Raw genomic sequence first — 21439 nt, 5'->3', positions numbered from 1 at the left:
GATTTTCCGTATCTTCTTTAGTTTTGTTCCGCCACCAGCAGCGCGTGCGTATCGGGCTCCAGCGCCTTAAAGATATGCGGCTGGTCAGCAGGGTAGCAAATGTAATCTCCCGGGCCGAGTTCTTCCGCCGCGTCGATCAGACCGACCATCGCCCGCCCCTGGGTCACGATAATATGCTCAACCGAACCAGGCGGATGGGGCTGGGAAATACGGTCTGCCCCCGGCTGAGTCAGCAGCAGATAGATATCACGACGCGCGCCCGGCGGACACGCCGCGAGCAAAATCGCCTCGTAGTTCGCCTGCCCGGCGACGACTTTTGTGCCCTCGCCGCGGCGGATCACCTGCGTGACGGGTTGCTGCGGCTCCAGTAACCGGGCAAACGGAATATCCAGCGCCACGCAAAGCGACCACAGCGTTTCCAGGCTAGGATTGCCGTTGCCAGACTCCAGTTGTGAAAGCGTGGATTTGGCGATCCCGGCACGGCGGGCAATTTCCGCCAGTGAGAGCCCGGTTCGCAGGCGTTCTCGTACCAGGCTTTTGGCGATCACGCTGATTGGCTGCGTCATAAAACGGCCTCTTTCTCTATATAACGAACGAATCGTTCGCCTTGTAAAACGATTTTGATGCGTTCATTATAATGGAAATACGTTCGATATGGCTAAAATGGTATGAAGAAACACCTCTCCTGTCTGAAAGGCGACACGATAAAAGCGATCGTCCTGGTCTGCCTCGCGGTGGGCGTAGTCGGCATGTCTTATGGCTCACTGGCGATGGCCTACGGTTTCCCGCTGTGGGTGCCGTTTGTCCTCTCCCTCACGGTGCTGGCAGGCGCATCCGAGTTTATGTTTATTGGCATCGTGGCAAGCGGCGGCAATCCGCTGGCAGCGGCCGCGGCCGGTTTACTGGTAAACGCGCGCCATGTGCCGTTCGGCGTAACGGTGCGTGACCTGGTGGGCAAGCGCGGCCTGAGCTTTCTGGGCTGTCATATCATGAACGATGAAAGCGTGGTGTTCGGCCTTTCGCAAAAAACCGCCGAGCAGCGTAAAGCGGCCTACTGGCTGTGCGGCCTGAGCGTGGCAATTATCTGGCCGCTGGGGGCGGTGCTGGGGGCGATGGTCGGCAAGCTGCTGCCAGACCCGGAAACCATCGGGCTGGACGCGGTGTTCCCGGCGATCCTGCTGGCGTTAGTGGTGCCGGCATTTAAAAACCGTACCACGCTGATCCGCGCCTGTAGCGGCGCAGTGTTGTCGCTGGCCGCCGTACCGTTTGCGCCGGTGGGTCTGCCGGTACTGCTCTCTTTGCTCGGCCTTGCCGCGAGGAAAAAATAATGGAAAACATGACGGTCTTTATTCTCGGCATCGCCATTCTTTCTGCCGGAACCTATCTGATGCGTCTTGGCGGAGCGAAGCTTGGCAACCGGCTGGCGCTTTCAGAACGGTCGCAGGCGCTGCTTTCAGACGCGGCTACCGTTTTGCTGTTCTCCGTCGCGCTGGCGACAACGTTTTATGAAGGGGACCATTTTGCCGGGATGGCACGTGTGCTGGGCGTGGGGTTCGCGGTGTTTCTGGCCTGGCGCAAAATGCCGTTAATTGTGGTGATCGTCGCGGCGGCGGTGGTGACCGCACTGCTGCGTCTGGCAGGCATAAACTAAAAAGCGCCCCAGGGGCGCTCTTTCGACGGTATAGCGGAATTATTTGTTCAGTTCAGCGGTCATGTGTACGCGGTTACCGGTGAATGCCTGGGTAATTTTGTAGGATGACGCGCCCGCTTCCTGAGCCTGTGCAGCGATTTTAGCTTCTGCACCATCCAGGGTAGAGGCGGATGCGGTCACTGTCTGCGCAGCGAAAGAACCAAAAGAGGTAGCCAGAGCGATTACTGCGACAAAAGTTTTGATGCTTTTCATGAGATAAACCCTTTCGTTAAGTTGTTTAGATAAGGCGCCGTGCCTTGATGAGATAAATATTAGACCTCATCATGAACAACTAAAAGCGGAAGGATTTGCTATACTCATTCAAAATTACTGATCAACTATCAATCGCTGCGGATGGGTGTAAATAGTTGCTCTACCCGGCTTGCAGAACCCCACCAGCGTCAGGTTGCAGCGCTCCGCCACTTCCACCGCCAGCGTGGTTGCCGCTGACACCGCAAACAGAATTTCCACGCCGCACATGGCGGACTTTTGCACCATCTCATAGCTGGCGCGGCTGGAGACTAACGCCGCGCCCTGCTGCCAGACGTTGCTTTCCCGAGCGCGGCGACCTAACAGCTTATCCAGCGCGACGTGGCGGCCCACATCTTCATGACCGCCGGCAATGTTGCCTGACGGCAATATCCATGCCGCCGCGTGGGTACAGCCGCTGAGCTGACCGATGGGTTGCACGTCGTTCAGGTGCTCAAGCGCCCGATCAAGGTGCGCCAGATTGAACGTCTGGGTGAACGGCAGCGGGATAATGGGTTTGCCGATATCGTTAAGCTGTTCAACGCCGCACACGCCGCAGCCGGTACGTCCGGCCAGCGCCCGGCGGCGCTCTTTCAGCCCCATAAAGCGGCGGCTGGAGAGTTCGATTTGCACTTCAAGACCATTACAGGCATGAACCACATCCATGCCGTAGATCTCCTGCGGATGCGCAATGATGCCTTCCGAGAGGGAAAAACCTATGGCGAACAGCTCCAGATCTTTCGGCGAGGCCATCATCACCACATGCGAAATACCGTTGTAAACCAGGGCAACGGGGACCTCTTCCGCCAGAAAATCCGGCGTGGCATGTGAAATGTGAGGCGGTCTGTGTACCGACAGTTCCACAATACCCGCAGGCAGTGGCGACGCGTGGGCAACACGGTTTTGTTTAGACACAACGGTATTCCTGAACAACCACGGAAGTGAGCCTGCTATTGCAACACAAACGGCAGGCCTTACGCATAGTATGGATCAACTTTTCAGCAACCATTCTCCTACTCAATACGGAGGGGTGCAACCGATCACCTGCTACACCTCTTTAACATGCACAGGGTAAAATGTGATTGATATCACATTTTATAATCAATGCCGTGATAATACGTTCACTTTGTTTTAACCCCGTTGGAACAGGCGTACCGACATTGTGGTATTCTGGGCTTATCCCTCGGAGAAATGAGGGATTAACGCAAATTTTTCTCCTTTGCGGTTAATTCTCAACCGCAAAGTAAAACTACATAGCAATGTCGTAATGAACCAAGGAGTGACCCATGCAGGTCAGCAGAAGGCAGTTCTTTAAGATCTGCGCTGGCGGTATGGCAGGCACCACGGCGGCGGCACTGGGCTTTGCGCCCGGTGTAGCGCTGGCGGAAACACGGCAGTATAAACTGCTGCGCACCCGCGAAACCCGTAACACCTGTACGTACTGCTCCGTCGGCTGTGGGCTGTTAATGTATAGCCTCGGCGACGGTGCGAAAAACGCCAAAGCATCTATTTTCCACATCGAAGGCGATCCGGATCACCCGGTAAACCGTGGTGCACTCTGTCCGAAAGGGGCCGGTCTGGTAGATTTTATCCACTCCGAAAGCCGCCTGAAGTTTCCTGAGTATCGCGCTCCCGGCTCTGACAAATGGCAGCAAATCAGCTGGGAAGAAGCGTTCGATCGCATCGCTAAGCTGATGAAAGAAGACCGCGATGCCAACTTTATCGCGAAGAATGCCGAAGGCACCACCGTTAACCGTTGGCTCTCCACCGGCATGCTGTGTGCTTCAGCGTCCAGTAACGAAACCGGCTATTTAACCCAGAAATTTACGCGCGCACTCGGTATGCTCGCGGTCGACAACCAGGCGCGTGTCTGACACGGACCAACGGTAGCAAGTCTTGCTCCAACATTTGGTCGCGGTGCGATGACCAACCACTGGGTCGACATCAAGAACGCCAACCTTATTGTGGTGATGGGCGGTAACGCCGCTGAAGCGCACCCTGTCGGGTTCCGCTGGGCGATGGAAGCCAAAATCCACAACGGCGCGAAGCTGATTGTGATCGATCCCCGCTTTACGCGTACAGCGTCAGTGGCGGATTTCTACACCCCTATTCGTTCAGGTACTGACATCACTTTCCTGTCAGGCGTATTGCTGTACCTGATGACCAACGAAAAATATAACCGCGAGTACACCGAAGCCTATACCAACGCCAGCCTGATCGTGCGTGAGGATTACCACTTCGAAGATGGCCTGTTCAGCGGTTACGACGCCGAAAAACGCAAGTACGACAAAACCAGCTGGAACTACGAGCTGGACGAAAACGGGTTTGCGAAGCGCGACACCACCCTGCAACACCCCCGCTGCGTGTGGAACCTGCTGAAAGAGCACGTTTCCCGCTACACGCCGGAGGTTGTCGAAAACATCTGTGGGACGCCGAAAGCGGATTTCCTGAAGGTGTGCGAGTTGATTGCGGAAACCAGCGCGAAAGATAAAACCGCGTCGTTCCTGTATGCGCTCGGCTGGACGCAGCACTCCATCGGCGCGCAGAACATCCGCACCATGGCGATGGTTCAGCTGCTCCTCGGCAACATGGGGATGGCAGGCGGCGGCGTGAACGCCCTGCGCGGTCACTCCAACATTCAGGGTCTGACCGACCTCGGCCTGCTGTCTCAGAGCCTGACGGGTTACATGAACCTGCCGAGCGAGAAACAGACTGACCTGCAAACCTACCTGACGGCCAGCACGCCAAAACCGCTGCTCGAAGGCCAGGTGAACTACTGGGGCAACTATCCGAAGTTCTTCGTCTCGCTGATGAAAGCCTTCTACGGCGACAAGGCGACGGCGGAAAACAGCTGGGGCTTTGACTGGCTGCCGAAGTGGGACAAAGGTTACGACGTACTTCAGTACTTCGAAATGATGCACCAGGGCCAGGTCAACGGCTATATCTGCCAGGGCTTTAACCCGGTGGCGTCGTTCCCGAACAAGAACAAGGTTGTCGAGTCTCTGTCGAAGCTGAAGTTCCTGGTGACGATTGACCCGCTCAATACCGAAACGTCGACGTTCTGGCAGAACCACGGTGAGTCGAACGACGTCGATCCGTCGAAGATTCAGACCGAAGTGTTCCGTCTGCCGTCCACCTGCTTCGCGGAAGAGAACGGGTCTATCGTCAACTCCGGCCGCTGGTTGCAGTGGCACTGGAAAGGCGCAGACGCCCCGGGCATCGCCCTGAATGACGGCGAGATCCTGGCCGGCATCTTCTTACGCCTGCGTAAGATGTACGCCTCTGAGGGCGGCGCAACGCCTGAGCCGGTACTGAACATGACCTGGAACTACTCGACGCCGGAAAACCCAGCGCCGGAAGAAGTGGCCATGGAGAGCAACGGTAAAGCGCTGGCGGACGTTATCGACCCGGCGACCGGTGCGGTGCTGGCGAAGAAAGGCGATCAGCTCAGCACCTTCGCGCACCTGCGCGATGACGGTACGACGTCAAGCGGCTGCTGGATCTTTGCCGGGAGCTGGACGCCGAAAGGCAACCAGATGGCCAACCGCGATAACGCCGACCCGTCGGGCCTCGGTAATACGCTGGGCTGGGCATGGGCGTGGCCGCTTAACCGCCGCATCCTCTATAACCGTGCCTCCGCTGATCCGCAGGGCAACCCGTGGGATCCGAAGCGTCAGCTTCTGAAGTGGGACGGCGCGAAATGGGGCGGCGTGGATATTCCGGACTACAGCACTGCCGCACCAGGCAGCGATGTCGGGCCGTTTATCATGCAGCCTGAAGGGATGGGCCGTCTGTTTGCTATCGATAAGATGGCGGAAGGGCCATTCCCGGAACACTACGAGCCGTTTGAGACGCCGCTGGGTACTAACCCGCTGCACCCGAACGTGGTCTCTAACCCGGCAGCCCGTATCTTCAAGAGCGATTTTGAAGCGCTGGGTAAAAAGGACAAGTTCCCGTATGTCGGCACCACTTACCGTCTGACCGAGCACTTCCACTACTGGACCAAGCACGCGCTGCTGAATGCCATCGCGCAGCCGGAACAGTTTGTGGAGATCGGCGAGAAGCTGGCGAACAAACTCGGCATTGCCCATGGCGATACCGTGAAGGTCTCCTCTAACCGCGGCTACATCAAAGCCAAGGCGGTGGTGACCAAGCGTATTCGCACGCTGAACGTTCACGGTCAGCAGGTGGATACCATCGGCATCCCGATTCACTGGGGTTATGAGGGCGTGGCGAAGAAAGGGTTCATTGCGAACACCCTGACGCCGTTCGTCGGTGATGCGAACACGCAGACGCCGGAGTTTAAGGCCTTCCTCGTGAACGTGGAAAAGGTGTAACGGAGACGACTTATGGCTTATCAATCTCAAGACATTATCCGTCGTTCCGCGACTAACGGTTTCACGCCCGCGCCTCAGGCGCGGGACCACCAGCAGGAAGTGGCGAAGCTTATCGACGTGACCACCTGTATCGGCTGTAAAGCCTGTCAGGTGGCCTGCTCTGAGTGGAACGACATCCGTGACGAAGTGGGTCACAACGTCGGGGTGTACGACAACCCGGCGGACCTGACCGCCAAGTCCTGGACGGTAATGCGTTTCTCGGAAGTGGAGCAGAACGACAAGCTGGAATGGCTTATTCGCAAAGACGGCTGTATGCACTGTGCGGATCCGGGCTGCCTGAAGGCGTGTCCGTCAGAAGGGGCTATCATTCAGTATGCCAACGGCATCGTCGACTTCCAGTCCGAGCAGTGCATTGGCTGCGGCTACTGCATTGCGGGCTGTCCGTTCGACGTGCCGCGCATGAACCCGGAAGACAACCGCGTCTACAAATGTACGCTGTGCGTTGACCGCGTAAATGTCGGCCAGGAGCCAGCGTGCGTGAAGACCTGTCCAACCGGCGCTATCCACTTTGGCTCCAAAGAGGATATGAAAACGCTGGCGGCAGAGCGCGTGGGCGAGCTGAAAACCCGTGGTTACGATAACGCGGGCCTGTACGATCCGGCCGGGGTTGGCGGTACGCACGTCATGTACGTGCTGCACCACGCCGACAAGCCGAACCTGTATCACGGCCTGCCGGAGAACCCGGAAATCAGCGCCACCGTGAAGTTCTGGAAAGGCATCTGGAAACCGCTGGCAGCGGTCGGTTTTGCTGCCACCTTCGCAGCGAGCATCTTCCACTACGTCGGCGTTGGTCCGAACCGCGCGGAAGAGGAAGACGACAACCTGCATGAAGAGAAAGACGAGGTGCGCAAATGAGAAAACGTGACACCATCGTGCGCTACACCGCGCCGGAACGTATCAACCACTGGGTCACCGCCTTCTGCTTCATGCTGGCGGCGATAAGCGGGCTGGGGTTCTTCTTCCCGTCCTTCAACTGGCTGATGCAGATCATGGGGACACCACAGCTGGCGCGTATACTGCACCCGTTTGTGGGCGTCATCATGTTCGCGTCGTTCATCATCATGTTTTTCCGTTACTGGCACCATAACCTAATCAATCGGGATGATATCTTTTGGGCGAAGAATATTCGTAAGATCGTCGTCAACGAGGAAGTAGGTGATACCGGGCGTTATAACTTCGGCCAGAAATGCGTATTCTGGGCGGCGATTATCTTCCTGGTCCTGTTGCTGGTGAGCGGCGTGATCATCTGGCGTCCGTACTTTGCGCCTGCTTTCTCAATCCCGGTGATCCGATTTGCGCTAATGCTGCATTCATTTGCCGCAGTGGCGTTAATTGTGGTTATCATGGTGCATATTTACGCCGCCCTTTGGGTGAAAGGCACCATTACCGCGATGGTGGAAGGCTGGGTCACCAAAACGTGGGCGAAGAAACATCACCCGCGCTGGTACCGAGAAGTCCGCCAGAAACAGGAAAAGTCATCTGAATGAGTATTCGCATAATCCCGCAAGATGAGCTGGGGTCGAGCGAGAAACGTACGGCGGAGTATATTCCGCCGTTGTTATTCCCCAGACTCAAGAACCTCTACAACCGCCGCGCAGAGCGTCTGCGCGAGCTGGCAGAGAACAACCCGCTGGGCGATTTTCTGCGTTTTGCCGCGCTGGTCGCCCATGCGCAGGAAGTGGTGCTGTACGACCATCCGCTGCAAATGGACCTGACCGCACGCATCAAAGAAGCCAACGAACAGGGCAAGCCGCCGCTGGACATTCACGTCCTGCCGCGCGACAAGCACTGGCATAAGCTGCTGCATTCGCTGATTGCCGAGCTGAAGCCCGAGATGAGCGGCACGGCGCTGGCGGTCATTGAGAACCTGGAAAAAGCCTCAGAGCAAGAGCTGGAAGAGATGGCGAGCGCGCTGTTTGCTTCCGACTTCTCGCTGGTGAGCAGCGATAAAGCGCCGTTCATCTGGGCTGCGCTGTCGCTCTACTGGGCGCAAATGGCGAGCCTGATCCCAGGCAAAGCCCGCGCCGAATACGGCGAAGCGCGCCAGTTCTGTCCGGTGTGTGGTTCAATGCCGGTCTCCAGCATGGTACAGATTGGTACGACACAGGGGCTGCGCTACCTGCACTGCAACCTGTGTGAAACCGAGTGGCACGTGGTGCGCGTGAAGTGCAGCAACTGCGAGCAGACCCGCGATCTGAACTACTGGTCGCTGGAAAACGAAGACGCAGCGGTGAAAGCCGAAAGCTGCGGCGACTGCGGGACTTACCTGAAGATTCTGTATCAGGAAAAAGACCCGAAAGTCGAAGCGGTGGCCGACGATCTCGCCTCGCTGATTCTGGACGCCAAAATGGAGCAGGAGGGCTTTGCCCGCAGCTCTATCAACCCGTTCCTGTTCCCGGGTGAAGGGGAGTAATCTCCTGTGACAGTGCCGGGCGGCGCGAGCTTGCCCGGCCTACACCTCGACAGCAATACCTGCCGTCTTATATGCCAGATGCTCTTCAGCCCGTAGTCCAGGATCCGTCTAAAGACGCGTTATCGCTTTAGCATCGCTTCCACGGCAAATCTCAGGCAACATCCGCACTTTATGTCTGTGACGAAAGCAGATAATAAAAAAGCTCTCGCCTTTGCGAGCAGCTTTCAAGACTTTTCCCCTCAATAATATTCTTGTTTTCTTTTGAATCAAACCAGGCTATAAAGCTGTACATTCATACAGTTAAAAGGTGTTTTCATGGCACTGGAAAAGGGTATTGAACGGCTGGTTCAAGGATTTATCGCTGCAGGTCGCCCCTCATCGCGTCGCCAGACAATTGAGGTACGACGAGCAGGCTATATTGCCAGCACGGAGCTTGCCGGGAAGACCGAAACGCGCGTTCAGCTGGAGACGCTTGTTCTTGAGGGTCTTACCATTCGGGTATTTTCACCTCTCAATGCGCCTGAAATATTGCCTGCTGCCATCTACTACCACGGCGGATGTTTTATCAGCGGCGGCTTTGATACCCATGACAACCAGCTCCGTCAGTTAGCCTACTACGGCAATTGCCGGGTGATTGCGATTCAGTACAGACTGGCGCCGGAGCATACCTTCCCCGCCGCACATGACGATGCTGAAAGAGGTGCGAATCTGGTCTGGCAGTATGCAGACGAATTAGGCGTGGATAAGAACCGACTCACCCTCTGTGGAGACAGCGCAGGAGGGCATTTGGCGCTGGTAACGTCATTGCGGCTTAAGGCAAAAGGGCTCTGGGATCCCGCGCAGCTCATTCTTATCTATCCCATGCTCGACGCTACGGCCAGTCTTGAAAGCTATACCCTCAATGGCATGGATTACGTGATTACTCGCGATACCCTTTTGAGCGGCTATGAAATGTATCTGGCTGGAGCCGACCGTCAGCATCCTGAAGTCAGTCCACTGTGGCGCAACGACTTTAGCGGTCTGCCGAAGGTCCATATTGTTACCGCTGAGTATGATCCGTTACGTGACGAAGGCGAGGCGCTTTATCAGCGCCTCACGGCGCAAGGCGTGAAGTGTACCGCTCAACAATGGCGGGGTGTAATTCACGGCTTCTTCCAGTTGGGTGGAATTAGCCAGTCAGCGCGAGACATTATGCGAGATATTGCCTGGCGCATTAACCATGCCGGGCGAGAGTGAGAAGGAGACTACTCCTCCTCGTTCCCACCCTCTTCATACGCGCCATACGGCTTCGCAGGCAGAACGATATAGGTGCCTTCAAACACCGCGCCTGGCGTTTCATCGCCGAACAGCTCAACCTGCATCTGTACGCGTGCTTTACGTCCACGCGCCAGACGGTCGAGATCGCCGCCCAGTGCGCCCAGGTCAGCTACCGCGCTCGGCTTGCCGCTGATCGGCGCGCTGTAGCGGATATGGGCATCGGCCAGAATAATGGTGCCGCCGAGATGACGTTCGCGCAGCATCAGCCAGATCAGTCCCCATCCGGTGAGCGTGGCGAGTGAAAACAGGCTGCCGGCAAACAGGGTATGGTGCGGGTTCTGGTTGCCGGTTTCCGGCATGGTGGTGATAAATTTTTGTCCGGTATACTGCTGAATACGCACGCCCATTTTTTCACTGAGCGGTATGTGCTGATACCACGCCTGCTGGAGCTGCCCGCACCAGTCGGCGCGATGGAGAATATCGTCCAGCGTGGCGATGGGTTTGATCATCAAAAAGTGACGAATCGGCGTAGTTTGCGGGGCGGTGATTTCCCCCTGATTCACGAAACCAAGCTTGGCAAAGAACTCAACGGCATCTTCGCGGGCGCTACAGGTGACGCGCTTGACCCCTTCCTGACGGGCAACGGATTCCAGCGTCATTGCCATCAGCGTTCCAAGGCCTTTGTCCTGCACGGAGGGATGAACGGCCATAAAGCGGATTGAAGCTTCGTTGTCGGCATTGATGTACAGACGTCCCACGGCAACGAGGTTGCCCTCTTCATCAACCACCATCTGGTGGTGCGCCATCGCGTCCCAGGCGTCGCGTTCAGAGCCTTTCGGTTGATGCAGTGGTTTGCGCAGCATTTCCCAGCGGAAATGGTAATAAGCGTCTAATTCTTCTTCCGTTTGCGGTACTCGAAGGTGATACATAGCTGTACTCTCTCTTGTTACCCGCGGCCATACCGCCAGTTGGCTCATACCTGGAGCCAGAATGTGACGGGGCCATCGTTCACCAGCGAAACCTGCATATCCGCAGCGAATCGTCCGGTTTGTGTATTCATGTCCTGTTGGCGACAGCGCTCAACAAAGTACTCGTATAGAGCTTCTGCGCGCTCCGGTGCCGCGCCCTTCGAAAAACTCGGCCGCATGCCGCGTTCGGTATCCGCAGCCAACGTAAACTGGGAAACCACCAGCACGCTGCCGCCCGCCTGCTGAACGTTCAGGTTCATCTTGCCTTCCGCATCGCTGAAAATGCGGTAGCCCAGCACGCGCTCACATAAGCGGTTAGCTTTTTGTTCGTCGTCATCTTTTTCGACACCCAGGAGCACCAAAAGTCCTGGGCCAATTTCACCCGTCACCTCATCCGCCACGGTGACGCTGGCACGGGTTACGCGCTGAATCAATGCAATCATGGTTGGTCTGCTTCTTGTTGTTTTTCAGCTTCTGCTGCTTTTTTGAGTTCGCGGTAGACCCCGAGAGTGACAGTTATTTCGGCGCCAAGCAAGACGATACACCACGTCCAGTAGACCCAGACAAACAAAATGGGGATCACCGCCAGCACACCGTAAATCAGCTGATAAGAGGGGAACATGGTGATATAAAGCGCGAATCCTTTCTTGCCCAGCTCAAAGAGCAACGCCGCGACCAGAGCACCCACCACGGCATCCCGGTTGGGTACGCGCGTGGTTGGTACCACGCTGTAGAGCAGCCAGAACGAAAGCCACGATAAAATCAGCGGGAAGATACGCAGCACGTTATCGATCACGCTGTTTAAGTCGGTCGCCCAGCGCAGCGAAAGAAGGTAGGAGCTGATCGCCAGGCTTGCCCCCGCCAGCAATGGGCCAAGGGTTAAAATCATCCAGTAGACGGCAAAGGAGTAAACCTTCGGGCGGACTTTTTTGCTCCGCCAGATGGTGTTGAGCGCACTGTCGATGGAGTACATCAGCAGCAGCGCGGTAACAATAAGCCCACACGCCCCCACCGCCGTCATCTTGCTGGAGTTTGCGACAAACTGCTCAATGTAGTTCTGGATCACATCGCCGGTGGCAGGAATAAAGTTTGCGAAAACAAAATGGCGAAGCTGCATGCTCACATCGGCAAACATTGGAAATGCCGAAAAAAGCGCAAAAATCACCGCCACCAGCGGCACCAGCGAGAGCAACGACACGTAAGCGAGATTGCCCGCCAGCGTGGTCATGTTGTCCTCATCAATGCGATGCCAGAGGAGTTTCAACCACGCCCTCAGCGGGCGCGTGTGGTGATTGGCTTTTTGATGAACGGTTTTTAGCATAACTGCTTCGCAAAGTAGTTCGGTATCGTCTCTTTTCCGGTCACCAGAATGGAGGTGATACCTAACTGATTAGCCCCTTCTATATTATCGGCGTTGTCGTCAAAAAAGACCGCATCCGCTGCCGTGAATCCTTCTTCCTGCAATACTGCCTGATAGATGCGCGCCTCAGGTTTACGCATCCCCATCTCCTGGGAGAGATACACTTTATCTGCCGCCGCGTGAATTTCCGGGTATTCATCCGGCCAGAAGGTGGTATGCAGGCGGTTAGTATTAGACAGCACGACAACACGATGCCCCTGCTCGCGCAGCTTGTGCATGATGTCGATCACTTCCGGGCGGATCGCGACAAATATGGCCTGCCAGCCGTGGGAAAACTGCTCGTAGCTTAACGAAAGACCCATTTCCTGACAGAAACGCTCTGCGAACGCTTCATCGCTGATCTCACCGCGCTCGTGCAGATGGAAAGTCTCACCCATCGCGAAATTCTGCTTTAACGTCGCCAGCGGAACACGGCTAAAATCGCTCCATGCGCCCAACACCCGGTTAAAATCGATATCGACGATTACATTTCCTAAGTCAAAGATATAAAGCATGTTTATCTCCTTTCGCCGTGGAGAAGTAACTGTAGCGGGAAAGAGAAACTTTAGCTATGCGCCAGATTCAGCTTAGAGAAAGGAAAGGCCCGAATCGCAATATCGGGCCATAGGATGATCAGCCAGCCTGCTGCTCTTCTCCGGAATTGACTTCGACAACCTCAACCTTGCTGGATTTGAGGTGATTTTGCAGCGCCGGGCCGGGCAGCTCATCGGTGAACAGCGCCGTCGCCTGCGCCACGTTGCCAATTTCAACCGCCGCGGAGGCGTGGTATTTCGTATGATCGGCCGCCAGTAAAATGTGACGGGAGTGAGCGATCATGGTTTTCACCACGCTGGCTTCGTTAACGTCAAATTCCATCATCGCGCCGTCGTGCTCTATCGCCCCGACGCTGGTGACCAGGTAATCTGCGCGAAATCCTGACACGAACGCCGTTGCCGCAGGACCGATAATGCCGCCGTTATGCGGGCGCAGCGTACCGCCGGGCACCATCACCTCAAAGCGCGGATTCTTATAAAGAATGTGCGCCACCCGCAGGCTGTTAGTGATGATGCGCAGATGATTATGGTTAAGCAGCGCCCGGGCAACGTGCTCCACGGTCGTCCCGATGGTGATAAAAATGGTCGAACCGTCGGGAATATAGTCCGCAATCGCTTCGGCAATCGCCCGTTTCTCTTCGGTAAGCGAGACTTCACGCTGTTCGAACGCCGTGTTGACCACGCTGGATGCCCTGCCCGCGCCGCCGTGATGACGGGTGATCAGCCCCTGCTCGCTGAGCTTACGGATATCCCGGCGCACGGTTTGCGTGGAGACATCCAGCAGCTGCGCCAGTTCATCAATGTTCATATAGCCGCGATCGGCAATCAGCGTCAGCAGCTGATCGTGACGCGGGTTGCCGGTCAGTTCGGTAAGGCTCATGGGCTGTCCTCTGAAAACCATCACGCCCCGCATTTTATACAAAAAGTGACAAAAAAGAGCGGGTTTGATCACAGTCGGGTATACCCGCGCGCCCGCCGGGCTTTGTGCATTTCAGTGCTGCGACGGCGCTGGCAAAACGCACGGCGTCTGCGGCGGGTAATTTCTGCCCCAGGCTGACCGCCAGCGCACCGTGGAACACGTCGCCCGCCCCGGTGGTATCCACCACGTTCACCTCAAAGCCGGGCTGATGACACAATGCGCCGTTTTCCAGCCAGAAGCAGCCGTCTCGCCCCTGCGTAACATACACATGTCCATTTGTGAGCGTTTGTGCTTTTTTCAGCGCGTCTTCGGTGTCATCCCGCTGCGTTAAACGCCGCAATCCCGGCGCGGAGAAGGCCGCGTGGTCGCTTAGGGCGATCAGCTCCGCGATGTCCTGCGGGGTGACATCCGCATCAAGCAACGTCGGTACGCCCTGCTGACGGGCCAGGGTAAATGCCTGTTTTGCCCCGTCATGCCAGCGCACATCGGCTAAGACAATATCCCACTGCGAGAAGTCGATTTCTTGCAGCCAGTCTGCCACCGCAGGGAGATCGGGGCTGGAATAGTTCGCTATAACACGCTCCCCGCTGCCGTCCACCAGCACCGCCGATTGCGACGATCGGGCTCCCTTAACTACGCGCGTGTAGCGGGTATTCACCCCCAGGGATTCCAGCTCCGCGAGCAGCCGTCTGCCGGTATCGTCGTCCCCCACCCGGCCAATAAAATCCACTTCCGCGCCCAGTTTCGCGGCTGCCACTGCCGCCGTTGCCGCCGGGCCGCCGCCCACTTCCGTATAGTCTTTTGCGACATATTTCCCACCTTCTTTCGGTAAATCATCGAGATACCAGATGCGATCCAGCACGGTAATGCCGACACAAACGATGCGAGTCATGGTGATTCCTTCTGCGATTTCTGATGCCTTCATTTTAATTTCACCAAATGTTTAAAAAGTGACCCGTGTCAATTTTTTGACTATAAATTACAAATACGATCAAAAACAGACACCACAAACGCGCAAAAATTGACACGATGTGACAGGAGAGAGGCATGTCAGCAATCGCATTTATCGGCTTAGGACAGATGGGCGCGCCCATGGCGAAGAATCTGTTGAAACAGGGCCACCAGCTTAACGTTTTTGATGTGAACCCGCAGGCGGTTCAGGCGCTGGTAGAGAGCGGCGCTCGGGCGGCGGCTACGCCCGCACAGGCAGCAACGGACGCGGAATTCGTCATTACCATGCTGCCAAACGGCGACCTGGTGCGCAGCGTGCTGTTCGGCGAGCACGGCGTGTGCGAAGGGTTATCCCGCGACGCGCTGGTGATTGATATGTCCACCATCCACCCGCTGCAAACCGACGCGCTGATACGCGACATGGCTGAGCAAGGCTTCAGCCTGATGGACGTGCCCGTCGGACGCACCTCTGACCATGCCATCGCCGGTACGCTGCTCCTGCTGGCGGGCGGTACGGCGCAGCAGGTTGAGCGCGCCACCCCGGTATTAATGGCGATGGGCAATGAACTGATTAACGCCGGCGGGCCAGGCATGGGCATCCGCGTGAAGCTTATCAATAACTACATGAGCATCGCCCTGAACGCCCTTTCCGCCGAGGCCGCCGTACTGTGCGAAGCGCTTGGCCTCTCCTTTGACGTGGCGCTCAAGGTCATGAGCGGCACACCTGCGGGTAAAGGCCACTTCACGACATCCTGGCCGAACAAGGTGCTGAAAGGGGATCTTTCTCCCGCCTTCATGATCGACCTTGCGCATAAAGACCTGGGGATCGCCCTCGACGTGGCCAACCAGCTCCACGTTCCGATGCCGCTGGGCGCGGCCTCCCGCGAAGTTTACAACCAGGCTCGCGCCGCCGGGCGCGGGCGCGAGGACTGGACGGCCATTCTTGAACAGGTTCGCGCATCTGCCGGGCTGAAAAAATCACACTGATACGAAAGGACTGAGGAATGACGATGTACACCCTGAAAGATATCACCCGACCTTCCGGCGGTTTTGCGATGCTGGCCGTGGATCAGCGCGAAGCGATGCGCCTGATGTTTGCGGCGGCAGGCGCGCCGGTACCGGTAACCGACCAGCACCTGACGGATTTTAAAGTCAACGCGGCAAAAATTCTGTCGCCGTACGCCTCTGCGATCCTTGTCGACCAGCAGTTCTGCTATCGCCAGATTGTCGAGCAGCAGGCCGTGGCCAAAAGCTGCGCGATGATTGTGGCCGCCGACGAATTTATCCCGGGGAACGGTATTCCGGTCGACAGCGTGGCGATCGACAAGAACGTCGACGCGCAGGCGGTCAAGCGCGATGGCGGCAAAGCACTGAAGCTGCTGGTGCTGTGGCGCAGCGATGAAGATCCGCAGCAGCGCCTGGAGATGGTGAAAGCGTTCAATACGCTGTGCCACGATAACGGTCTGCTGAGCATTATCGAGCCGGTGGTGCGTCCACCGCGTCGCGGTGCCGCGTTTAACCGCGAACAGGCGATTATCGACGCGGCCAAAGAGCTGGGCGACAGCGGTGCCGACCTCTACAAAGTGGAGATGCCACTGTTTGGCAAGGGCACGCAGCAAGAGCTGCTGGCGGCCTCGCAAAAGCTTAACGAGAACATCGCCATGCCGTGGGTGATCCTCTCGTCCGGCGTTGACGATAAGTTATTCCCGCGCGCGGTGAGCGTGGCGATGCAGGCGGGGGCATCGGGCTTTTTAGCCGGTCGCGCCGTCTGGTCCTCTGTGATTGGCCTGCCGGACACCGAGCTGATGCTGCGTGATATTTCCGTACCAAAACTTCAGCGTCTGGGTGAGATCGTCGACGAAATGATGGCTCGCCGTTAAGAAAGGATCCGAACATGAAATGGTTTAACACCCTGAGCCATAACCGCTGGCTCGAACAAGAGACCGACCGCATTCTCGATTTCGGTAAAAACGCCGCCGTACCGACCGGCTTTGGCTGGCTGGGCAATAACGGGCAGGTGCGTAGCGATATGGGCACACATCTGTGGATCACCGCCCGCATGCTGCATGTATACGCGGTGGCGGCGAACATGGGGCGCCCCGGCGCGTACGCCCTGGTTGAGCACGGCATTAATGCCCTGAACGGTCCGCTGCGCGACAAGCAGCACGGCGGCTGGTACGCCTGCGTAAACGATGAAGGCGTGATTGATGCGTCCAAGCAGGGCTATCAGCATTTCTTCGTCCTGCTGGGCGCGGCGAGCGCCGTCACCACCGGCCATCCGCAGGCACGCAAGTTGCTGGACGACGCCATCGAGGTGATTGAGCGCTATTTCTGGAGCGAACAGGAGCAGATGTGCCTGGAGTCCTGGGACGAAGCCTTCAGCAAAACGGAAGACTATCGCGGCGGTAATGCCAACATGCACGCCGTGGAAGCTTTCCTCATCGTTTATGACGTGACCCACGACCGCAAATGGCTCGACCGCGCCCTGCGCATCGCCTCGGTGATTATTCACGACGTGGCGCGCAAAGGGGAGTACCGCGTTAACGAGCATTTTGACACCAACTGGAACCCGATCCGCGACTATAACATCGATAACCCCGCCCACCGCTTCCGCGCCTATGGCGGCACGCCTGGGCACTGGATTGAGTGGGGCCGCCTGATGCTGCACCTGCGCGCCGCGCTGGAAGCGCGCTTTGAAACCCCGCCGGAGTGGCTGCTGGAAGATGCGAAAGGACTGTTCCACGCCACCATCCGCGACGCCTGGGCACCCGACGGGGCGGACGGCTTTGTCTACTCCGTGGGCTGGGACGGCAAGCCAATCGTGCGCGAACGCGTGCGCTGGCCAATCGTCGAGGCGATGGGCACGGCCTATGCCCTCTATACCGTGACCGGCGAGGCGCAGTACGAAGCCTGGTATCAGAAATGGTGGGATTACTGCATCAAGTATCTGATGGATTACGAAAACGGATCCTGGTGGCAGGAGCTGGACACCAACAACGAAGTGACCACCAAAGTCTGGGACGGCAAGCAGGATATTTACCATCTGCTGCACTGCCTGGTGATCCCCCGCCTGCCGCTGGCACCGGGCTTAGCGCCTGCCGTCGCCGCCGGATTACTGGATAGCCAGGCCAAATAATTAAGACGGAGTTTTTATGCGTACCCTACACAATATTGACCTGAAAAATAACGAAAGTGGCTTCACCCTGCGCTGGCAGGACCGTCTGATTTTATCCCACACCGCGGATGCCCCTTGCCTGTGGATTGGCGCAGGTGAGGCGGATATCGAGATGTTTCGCGGCAACTTCAGCATTAAAGACAAGCTCAACGAAAAGATTGCCCTGACGAACGCGACCGTTACGCAGCAAAGCGCGGGCTGGGCAATCCGCTTTACCCGCGGCGACGCGGTGAGCGCCACGCTGCTGGTGGGCGTGGATGCGGAAGGCCGTCTGGAGCTGAAGCTGAAAAATGATGCCGCCAGCCATAACCGCATCTGGTTGCGGCTGGCAGCTCAGCCTGACGATCATATTTACGGCTGCGGCGAGCAGTTCTCGTATTTCGATTTGCGCGGCAAGCCGTTCCCGCTGTGGACCAGCGAGCAGGGCGTGGGCCGCAATAAGCAGACCTACGTCACCTGGCAGGCCGACTGCAAAGAGAACGCAGGCGGTGACTACTACTGGACCTTCTTCCCGCAGCCCACCTTCGTGAGCACCCAGAAGTACTACTGCCACGTGGATAACAGCTGCTATATGAACTTCGACTTCAGCGCCCCTGACTTCCACGAGCTGGCGTTCTGGGAAGATAACGCCACGCTGCGCTTCGAATGTGCGGAAACGTACGTCGATCTGCTGGAAAAACTGACCGGCCTGCTGGGACGCCAGCCGGAGCTGCCGGACTGGGTGTACGACGGCGTGACGCTGGGCATCCAGGGCGGCACCGAGGTGTGCCAGCAGAAGCTCGACACCATGCGTAACGGCGGCGTAAAGGTGAACGGCATCTGGGCGCAGGACTGGTCCGGCATCCGCATGACCTCCTTCGGCAAACGCGTAATGTGGAACTGGAAGTGGAACAGCGCGCTCTATCCGCAGCTTGATACGCGGATTGCGCAGTGGAAAGAAGAAGGCGTGCAGTTCCTCTCCTATATCAACCCGTACGTCGCCAGCGATAAAGATCTCTGCGAAGAGGCCGCGAAACGCGGCTATCTGACCAAAAACGCCGACGGCAAGGACTACCACGTCGAGTTCGGCGAGTTCTACGCGGGCGTTATCGACCTGACCAACCCGGCAGCCTACGACTGGTACAAAGAGGTCATTAAAAAGAACCTGATCGAACTGGGCTGCGGCGGCTGGATGGCCGATTTCGGGGAATATCTGCCGACCGATACCTTCCTGCACAACGGCGTGAGCGCGGAGATCATGCATAACGCCTGGCCTGCCCTGTGGGCGAAATGTAACTACGAGGCGCTGGAAGAGACCGGCAAGCTCGGCGAGATCCTGTTCTTCATGCGCGCAGGCTACACCGGTAGCCAGAAGCACTCGGTGATGATGTGGGCGGGGGATCAGAACGTCGACTGGAGCCTGGACGACGGTCTGGCGTCCGTCATCCCTGCGGCGCTGTCGCTGGCGATGACCGGGCACGGCCTGCACCACAGCGACATTGGCGGCTATACGACGCTCTTCGAGATGAAGCGCAGCAAAGAGCTGCTGCTGCGCTGGTGCGACTTCAGCGCCTTTACGCCGATGATGCGTACCCATGAGGGCAACCGTCCAGGCGATAACTGGCAGTTCGACGGCGACGCGGAAACCATCGCGCACTTCGCGCGCATGACCACTGTCTTCACCACTCTGAAGCCGTACATCAAAGCCGCGGTCGCGCAGAACGCGAAAAGCGGCCTGCCGGTGATGCGTCCGCTTTTCCTGCACTACGAGGACGACGCGCGCGCCTACACGCTGAAATACCAGTATCTGTTTGGCCGCGATCTGCTGGTGGCGCCGGTTCATGAAAAGGGACGCCGCGACTGGTCGCTCTATCTGCCGCAGGACACCTGGGTCAATGCGTGGACCGGAGAAACCTGCCAGGGCGGTGACATCACCGTTGATGCCCCGCTCGGCAAACCGCCGGTCTTCTATCGCCAGCAAAGCGAATGGGCCGATCTGTTTAGCACCTTACGTCATATCTGATAAGGCTCGCCCGCGGGGAAACCTGCGGGCAGACGGAGAACAATAATGAGTCAACATACTTCTGATCCGGCAACCCTGCGCCTGCCGTTTAAAGAAAAACTCGCCTACGGGATGGGCGATCTCGGCTCTAACATCCTGCTTGATATCGGCACGCTGTATCTGCTGAAGTTCTACACCGACGTGCTGGGGCTGCCGGGCACCTACGGCGGGATTATCTTCCTGATTGCGAAGTTTTTTACCGCCTTCACCGATATGGGCACCGGGATCATGCTCGATTCCCGGCGCAAGATCGGCCCGAAAGGGAAATTCCGCCCGTTCGTGCTGTATGCAGCCTTCCCGGTAACGTTGCTGGCGATTGCCAACTTCGTCGGCACACCGTTTGAAATCACCGGTAAAACGGTGATGGCGACGGTGCTGTTCATGCTGTACGGCCTGTTCTTCAGCATGATGAACTGCTCTTACGGCGCGATGGTGCCCGCCATCACCAAAAACCCGGACGAGCGCGCCTCGCTGGCCGCCTGGCGTCAGGGCGGCGCCACGCTCGGCCTGCTGCTCTGTACGGTGGGCTTTGTCCCGGTGATGAACCTGATTGAGGGTAACGACCAGCTTGGCTACATCTTTGCCGCCACCCTCTTCTCGCTGTTCGGGCTGTTCTTTATGTGGTGGTGCTATAAGGGCGTTACCGAGCGTTACGTCGAGACGCAGCCTGCTAACCCGGCGCAGAAACCGGGGCTGTTGCAGTCGTTTCGCGCCATCGCCGGGAACCGTCCGCTGTTTATCCTGTGCATCGCTAACCTGTGCACGCTGGGCGCCTTTAACGTCAAACTCGCCATTCAGGTCTACTACACGCAGTACGTGCTGAACGACCCGATCCTGCTGTCGTATATGGGCTTCTTCAGCATGGGCTGTATTTTTATCGGCGTCTTTATGATGCCCGGCGCGGTGCGGCGCTTCGGCAAGAAAAAGGTCTACATCAGCGGGCTGATGATTTGGGTGGCGGGCGATCTGCTTAACTACTTCTTCGGCGGCGGCTCGGTGAGCTTTGTGGCGTTCTCCTGCCTGGCGTTCTTCGGTTCCGCGTTCGTGAACAGCCTGAACTGGGCGCTGGTGTCCGATACCGTGGAATACGGCGAGTGGCGCACCGGCGTGCGCTCCGAGGGAACGGTCTACACCGGCTTTACCTTCTTCAGGAAGGTCTCGCAGGCGCTGGCGGGCTTCTTCCCGGGGATCATGCTCACCCAGATCGGCTATGTGCCGAACGTGGTGCAGTCCGCCGGGACGGTTGAAGGGCTGCGGCAGCTGATATTTATCTACCCGAGCCTGCTGGCGGTCATCACCATCGTGGCGATGGGCTGCTTCTACAACCTCAACGAGAAGATGTATGTGCGCATAGTGGAAGAGATCGAACTGCGCAAACGTACGGCATAAATGACGTGATTGAGCGCCCTGCGGGGCGCTTTGAGGA

The 21439-nt window shown here is 57.5% G+C and carries 21 protein-coding genes; 12 read left to right on the top strand and 9 right to left on the bottom strand.

Annotation, left to right across the window (positions count from 1 at the left end; all coding sequences use genetic code 11):
• Window positions 1–17 precede the first annotated feature (17 nt).
• The gene (locus ACOTXL_RS18560; protein WP_003861973.1) at window positions 18–566 is read right to left on the bottom strand and encodes a helix-turn-helix domain-containing protein; all 549 of its coding nucleotides are present in this window, start codon (window positions 564–566) and stop codon (window positions 18–20) included.
• Between the two features lie 102 nt (window positions 567–668).
• Between ACOTXL_RS18560 and ACOTXL_RS18555 the strand changes: the two genes are divergently transcribed.
• Entirely contained in the window at window positions 669–1328 is a 660-nt protein-coding gene (locus ACOTXL_RS18555; RefSeq protein ID WP_045350727.1) for an AzlC family ABC transporter permease, read from the top strand.
• A complete protein-coding gene (locus ACOTXL_RS18550) occupies window positions 1328–1651 on the top strand; it encodes an AzlD domain-containing protein (RefSeq protein ID WP_003861969.1) in 324 nt (107 codons plus the stop codon). Before ACOTXL_RS18555 ends, ACOTXL_RS18550 begins: the two co-directional genes overlap by 1 nt.
• Before the next feature lie 39 nt (window positions 1652–1690).
• On the opposite strand, the gene ACOTXL_RS18545 is transcribed toward ACOTXL_RS18550, so the two are convergent.
• Window positions 1691–1903: a DUF1471 domain-containing protein gene (locus tag ACOTXL_RS18545; protein WP_003861966.1), complete on the bottom strand. Its 213-nt coding sequence runs from the start codon at window positions 1901–1903 to the stop codon at window positions 1691–1693.
• A 114-nt stretch (window positions 1904–2017) separates the two neighbouring features.
• A complete protein-coding gene (gene fdhD, locus ACOTXL_RS18540) occupies window positions 2018–2854 on the bottom strand; it encodes a formate dehydrogenase accessory sulfurtransferase FdhD (protein WP_003861964.1) in 837 nt (278 codons plus the stop codon).
• A 371-nt stretch (window positions 2855–3225) separates the two neighbouring features.
• Here fdhD and fdnG point away from each other — a divergent pair, with 371 nt between their 5' ends.
• The 5 genes from fdnG (at window position 3226) to ACOTXL_RS18515 (ending at window position 9985) form a co-directional block, all read left to right on the top strand.
• Window positions 3226–6276, top strand: coding sequence for a formate dehydrogenase-N subunit alpha (gene fdnG, locus ACOTXL_RS18535; RefSeq protein ID WP_086527948.1), 3051 nt, complete (start codon window positions 3226–3228; stop codon window positions 6274–6276).
• 12 nt (window positions 6277–6288) lie between these two features.
• Window positions 6289–7191: a formate dehydrogenase subunit beta gene (gene fdxH, locus ACOTXL_RS18530; RefSeq protein ID WP_003861960.1), complete on the top strand. Its 903-nt coding sequence runs from the start codon at window positions 6289–6291 to the stop codon at window positions 7189–7191.
• On the top strand, window positions 7188–7823 hold the full coding sequence (gene fdoI / locus ACOTXL_RS18525) for a formate dehydrogenase cytochrome b556 subunit (protein ID WP_003861958.1): 636 nt from the start codon (window positions 7188–7190) through the stop codon (window positions 7821–7823). Before fdxH ends, fdoI begins: the two co-directional genes overlap by 4 nt.
• On the top strand, window positions 7820–8749 hold the full coding sequence (gene fdhE / locus ACOTXL_RS18520) for a formate dehydrogenase accessory protein FdhE (protein WP_023323896.1): 930 nt from the start codon (window positions 7820–7822) through the stop codon (window positions 8747–8749). Before fdoI ends, fdhE begins: the two co-directional genes overlap by 4 nt.
• Window positions 8750–9064: 315 nt before the next feature.
• On the top strand, window positions 9065–9985 hold the full coding sequence (locus ACOTXL_RS18515; protein WP_003861954.1) for an alpha/beta hydrolase: 921 nt from the start codon (window positions 9065–9067) through the stop codon (window positions 9983–9985).
• 8 nt (window positions 9986–9993) lie between these two features.
• On the opposite strand, the gene fabY is transcribed toward ACOTXL_RS18515, so the two are convergent.
• The 6 genes from fabY to ACOTXL_RS18485 all read right to left on the bottom strand — a co-directional run bounded on the left by fabY (window position 9994) and on the right by ACOTXL_RS18485 (window position 14738).
• A complete protein-coding gene (gene fabY / locus ACOTXL_RS18510) occupies window positions 9994–10935 on the bottom strand; it encodes a fatty acid biosynthesis protein FabY (RefSeq protein ID WP_015569910.1) in 942 nt (313 codons plus the stop codon).
• Between the two features lie 44 nt (window positions 10936–10979).
• Window positions 10980–11417 (bottom strand): D-aminoacyl-tRNA deacylase, encoded by a 438-nt coding sequence (dtd, locus tag ACOTXL_RS18505; RefSeq protein ID WP_003861951.1) that lies wholly within the window; start codon window positions 11415–11417, stop codon window positions 10980–10982.
• Window positions 11414–12295: a virulence factor BrkB family protein gene (locus ACOTXL_RS18500; RefSeq protein ID WP_003861949.1), complete on the bottom strand. Its 882-nt coding sequence runs from the start codon at window positions 12293–12295 to the stop codon at window positions 11414–11416. The genes dtd and ACOTXL_RS18500 overlap by 4 nt, the downstream gene beginning before the upstream one ends.
• Window positions 12289–12888 carry a glucose-1-phosphatase gene (gene yihX / locus ACOTXL_RS18495; RefSeq protein WP_003861947.1) on the bottom strand — a complete coding sequence of 200 codons (600 nt, stop codon included), beginning with the start codon at window positions 12886–12888 and terminating at the stop codon, window positions 12289–12291. Before yihX ends, ACOTXL_RS18500 begins: the two co-directional genes overlap by 7 nt.
• Before the next feature lie 118 nt (window positions 12889–13006).
• Window positions 13007–13807 carry a DeoR/GlpR family DNA-binding transcription regulator gene (locus ACOTXL_RS18490; protein ID WP_003861944.1) on the bottom strand — a complete coding sequence of 267 codons (801 nt, stop codon included), beginning with the start codon at window positions 13805–13807 and terminating at the stop codon, window positions 13007–13009.
• Window positions 13808–13841: 34 nt separating this feature from the next.
• Window positions 13842–14738 (bottom strand): sugar kinase, encoded by an 897-nt coding sequence (locus ACOTXL_RS18485; protein ID WP_045346523.1) that lies wholly within the window; start codon window positions 14736–14738, stop codon window positions 13842–13844.
• Window positions 14739–14893: 155 nt separating this feature from the next.
• Here ACOTXL_RS18485 and yihU point away from each other — a divergent pair, with 155 nt between their 5' ends.
• Genes yihU through ACOTXL_RS18460 form a run of 5 tightly spaced genes read left to right on the top strand, consistent with a single transcriptional unit; the run spans window position 14894 to window position 21402 of the window.
• Window positions 14894–15784 (top strand): sulfolactaldehyde 3-reductase, encoded by an 891-nt coding sequence (gene yihU / locus ACOTXL_RS18480; RefSeq protein ID WP_023323900.1) that lies wholly within the window; start codon window positions 14894–14896, stop codon window positions 15782–15784.
• A gap of 17 nt (window positions 15785–15801) precedes the next feature.
• On the top strand, window positions 15802–16677 hold the full coding sequence (gene yihT, locus ACOTXL_RS18475) for a sulfofructosephosphate aldolase (protein WP_003861939.1): 876 nt from the start codon (window positions 15802–15804) through the stop codon (window positions 16675–16677).
• A gap of 14 nt (window positions 16678–16691) precedes the next feature.
• Window positions 16692–17933: a sulfoquinovose isomerase gene (gene yihS, locus ACOTXL_RS18470; RefSeq protein ID WP_003861936.1), complete on the top strand. Its 1242-nt coding sequence runs from the start codon at window positions 16692–16694 to the stop codon at window positions 17931–17933.
• Window positions 17934–17949: 16 nt separating this feature from the next.
• The gene (locus ACOTXL_RS18465; RefSeq protein ID WP_045350726.1) at window positions 17950–19974 is read left to right on the top strand and encodes an alpha-glucosidase; all 2025 of its coding nucleotides are present in this window, start codon (window positions 17950–17952) and stop codon (window positions 19972–19974) included.
• A gap of 45 nt (window positions 19975–20019) precedes the next feature.
• Window positions 20020–21402 carry an MFS transporter gene (locus ACOTXL_RS18460; RefSeq protein WP_003861932.1) on the top strand — a complete coding sequence of 461 codons (1383 nt, stop codon included), beginning with the start codon at window positions 20020–20022 and terminating at the stop codon, window positions 21400–21402.
• Window positions 21403–21439 lie beyond the last annotated feature (37 nt).

Origin of the sequence: Enterobacter cloacae complex sp. IR5402, from assembly GCF_049238125.1 — a bacterium.
Taxonomy (GTDB): domain Bacteria; phylum Pseudomonadota; class Gammaproteobacteria; order Enterobacterales; family Enterobacteriaceae; genus Enterobacter; species Enterobacter hormaechei_C.
This window is presented reverse-complemented; position numbering and strand designations above follow the sequence as displayed.